At 73.3% G+C, this 3356-nt stretch carries 2 protein-coding genes; both read left to right on the top strand.

Annotated elements, in window-relative coordinates:
• The coding region (locus tag MTQ10_RS29155) for a collagenase (protein WP_247473391.1) at positions 1 to 2176 on the top strand (2176 nt) is incomplete at its 5' end.
• 179 nt (positions 2177 to 2355) lie between these two features.
• On the top strand, positions 2356 to 3356 hold a 1001-nt coding region (locus tag MTQ10_RS29150), incomplete at its 3' end, for an NAD(P)/FAD-dependent oxidoreductase (protein ID WP_247473393.1).

Raw genomic sequence — 3356 nt, 5'->3', positions numbered from 1 at the left:
TCTCCCGACAGCCGGCCACCTGGGCCAGCCCCCGGACCGAATCGCCCCCACCGACAGGGCGCCCGGAGACCGCCGCGCCGACGGACACACACCGGGCGCGGCGACCCCGCCCGCGGACACCCCGCCGACGGGCCTCCCGCCCACCGCCGCCGCCCCCTGCACCCTCGACGGCATCACCCGCCTCGCCCCGGACGCCTTCGCCGACTTCCTCACCGACCCGGACGTCACCGCCGACGACTGCCTGCGCGGCACCCTGTGGACCTGGGACTCCCGCCTCGCCCCCGTCATGGACGACGCCCACGTCCAGGCCGTCGCCCGCCGCGCCACCGCCCTCTCCGCCGGACACGACGGCCACAACTCCGGCCATCTGCTGGAGATGTTCACCTACCTGCACGCCGTCGCCTACCACGACTTCTCCCGCGACGAGATCGACATCAGCGACCCGCCCACCCTGGAGACCGTCCGGCGCGCCGTGTACTACTACGGCACCGCCGCCCGCACCTTCGACGCCACCCGCAGCAACGCCGAGACCCTCCGCGAAGCCCTGTACGCGGCGAGCGCACCCGGCCTGCGCCACTCCCAGCTCGGCCTGATCCGCAAGGTGCTCGCCACCCTCGACCGCCACCACACCACCACGTACGCCGACCCGTCCTGGGGCGGGGCCGCCCTCGCCGCACTCACCGTCAACTACCTCGGCCTGTACGAGGGCAACCACGACACCGCGTTCCGCACACTCGCCGCCCGCGACACCGCCTACCAGCAGGCCTTCCGCCGCTTCGCCGGCCACACCCACCTCAAGGGCACACCCAACGACTGGGCCGTCCGCGACGCCCTCTCCGAGTACGCCCGCTTCGGCACCGTCGACTCCCTGCGCACGCGGATCGTCGCCGACCTCGGCGCCCTCCTCACCCCCGTCGCCGGCGACTGGGGCCGCGGCAGCGCCCCCTGGGCCAAGCTCGTGTCCTGGCTGATCCACTACGACGCCTGCAAGCCGTACGCCGTCTGCGTCGACGACATCGAACGGCAGCTCTTCCCGTACACCTACCGCTACGACGACGGCGCCCTGACGGTCCGCACCGCCCTCGACCGCGCCACCGTCGACCAGCTGTACTACGCGAGCAAGCAGGTCGAGGCGCAGTTCCACCGCGTCCTCGGCACCCGCGAGCCGCTCCCCGGCGACCCCAACACCACGCTCGCCGTGGTGCTGTACGCCTCCCGCGCCGACTACGAGAACTACCATCCGCTGCTCACCGGCATGGGCACGGACAACGGCGGCGTCTACATCGAACGCGGCGCCACCTTCTACACCTACCAGCGGCGCGTCCCGCAGGACTCCCGGCTGACACTGGAGGAACTGTTCCGCCACGAGTACACGCACTACCTCAACGGCCGCTGGGCCGTGCCCGGCTTCTTCGGCGAGGGCCCCTGGTGCCAGGGCGACCGCACCACCGCCATGGACGAGGGCACCGCCGAATTCTTCGCCGGCGCCACCCGCGCCGACGGTGTCGCCGTCCGCAGGTCCCTCGTCGAGGGCATCATCCGGGACACCGCGAACGGCGGACCCCGCATGAGCGTCGACCGGCTCCTGCACGCAACGTACGACGGCGACGGCTTCCGCTTCTACGACTACGCCGGCACCTTCTTCTCCTACCTGTGGAGCGAACACCCCTCCCTGCTGCGGGAGATGTACCGCCACCTGCGGGCCGACGACCCGGCCGGCTTCGACGCCTGGCGCACCCGCCTCGGCCGGGACACGGCACTCCAGCGCGGCTACGACGCCTTCCTGGACCGGCAGATCGCCGGCGTCGCCGACCTGTACGTTCCCCGTACCGTTTTCAACCCGAACGACGCCCTGCGCGAGACCACCCCGGCGGCGATCCGCTCCGCTCTCGCCGCCGCCACCTGGACCGACCCCGCCTGCACGGCCGGCGGCGACACGGCCATGCCCCGCTTCGTGTGCACCGGCCGCATCACCGCCCGGCTCACCGACGCGGGCAACGCCGACCTGGTGTTCCGGGACGTGGCGGAGACCGTCGACCAATTCCTGCTCGACCGGGCCGGACCCGCGTCGCCCAACCTTGCCGACATGGTCTGCGACTTCGGGGAGGTGGAGGTCTGGGCCGACCGCACGGGCGGCACCTCCGACTACAGCTGCGAAGGACCGCTGCGGCGGTGAACTCCGGGTGGGGTGCGGGCTCTTGAGGAGCCTGTGCGACGCCGGGCGGGTCTCGTGCGGAGAGGAGTGTGCGGTCTCGTACGGAGTCTGCGCGGAGTCCCGTACGGAGCCCGCGGAGTCTCGTACGGAGTCTTGTAGGGCTCAGTGCCATGTGAAATATTACTGACGTGCCCACGAAGATGTCCGCACCCTGCCTGGACGCCGTGATCGTCGGCGCCGGAGTGGTCGGCGCGGCGTGCGCGTACTACGCCGCCCGCGCCGGCCTCTCCGTCGCGGTCGTCGACCGCGGTCCCGTCGCCGGAGGCACCACCGGAGCCGGCGAGGGGAACCTGCTCGTCTCCGACAAGGCAGCCGGCCCCGAACTCGAACTCGCCCTGCTGTCCCTGAGGTTGTGGCGCGAACTCGTGGCCGGCCTCCCGCCCGAGGACGCTGTCGAACACGAACCCAAGGGCGGACTCGTCGTCGCCGGCAGCGAACCCGCCCTCGACGCCCTCCGCGCCTTCGCCGCCGCCCAGCGCGCCGCCGGCGTCGACGCCCACGAGGTCGGCTCCAGCGAACTACGGCTGCTGGAACCGGAGTTGGCCGAAGGGCTCGCCGGCGGCTGCCTCTATCCGCAGGACGCCCAGATCCAACCCGCCCGCGCCGCCGCGGCCCTGCTGCGCGACGCCCGCCGTCACGGCGCCCACATCCGGCTCGGCGAAGAGGTCACCGCCGTCCTCAGGGGCCCCGACGGCACCGTCCGCGGCGTCCGCACCCCGCGCGGCGACCTGCACGCCCCCGCCGTCGTCAACGCCACCGGCGTCCACGGCGGCCGGCTCGCCGCCCTCGCCGGCACCCACCTGCCCGTCCTGCCCCGGCGCGGCTTCGTCCTCGTCACCGAGCCCCTGCCGCCCGCCGTCGTACGGCACAAGGTGTACGCCGCCGACTATGTCGCCGACGTCGCCAGCGACTCCGCCGGCCTCCAGTCCTCCGCCGTCGTCGAAGCCACCCCCGCCGGGCCGGTCCTCATCGGCGCCACCCGCGAACGCGTCGGCTTCGACCGCGCCCTGTCGACCGAGGCCCTGCGCCGCCTCGCCCGCCAGGCCACCGCCCTCTTCCCCCGCCTCGCCGACGTGCGCATCCTGCGCACCTACTGCGGCTTCCGCCCCTACCTCCCCGACCATCTGCCCGCCATCGGCCC

This window comes from Streptomyces sp. XM83C (assembly GCF_023072675.1).
Taxonomy (GTDB): domain Bacteria; phylum Actinomycetota; class Actinomycetes; order Streptomycetales; family Streptomycetaceae; genus Streptomyces; species Streptomyces thermocoprophilus.
Note: the sequence above shows the minus strand (reverse complement) of the source record. Positions and strands in the feature narration are given on the sequence as shown.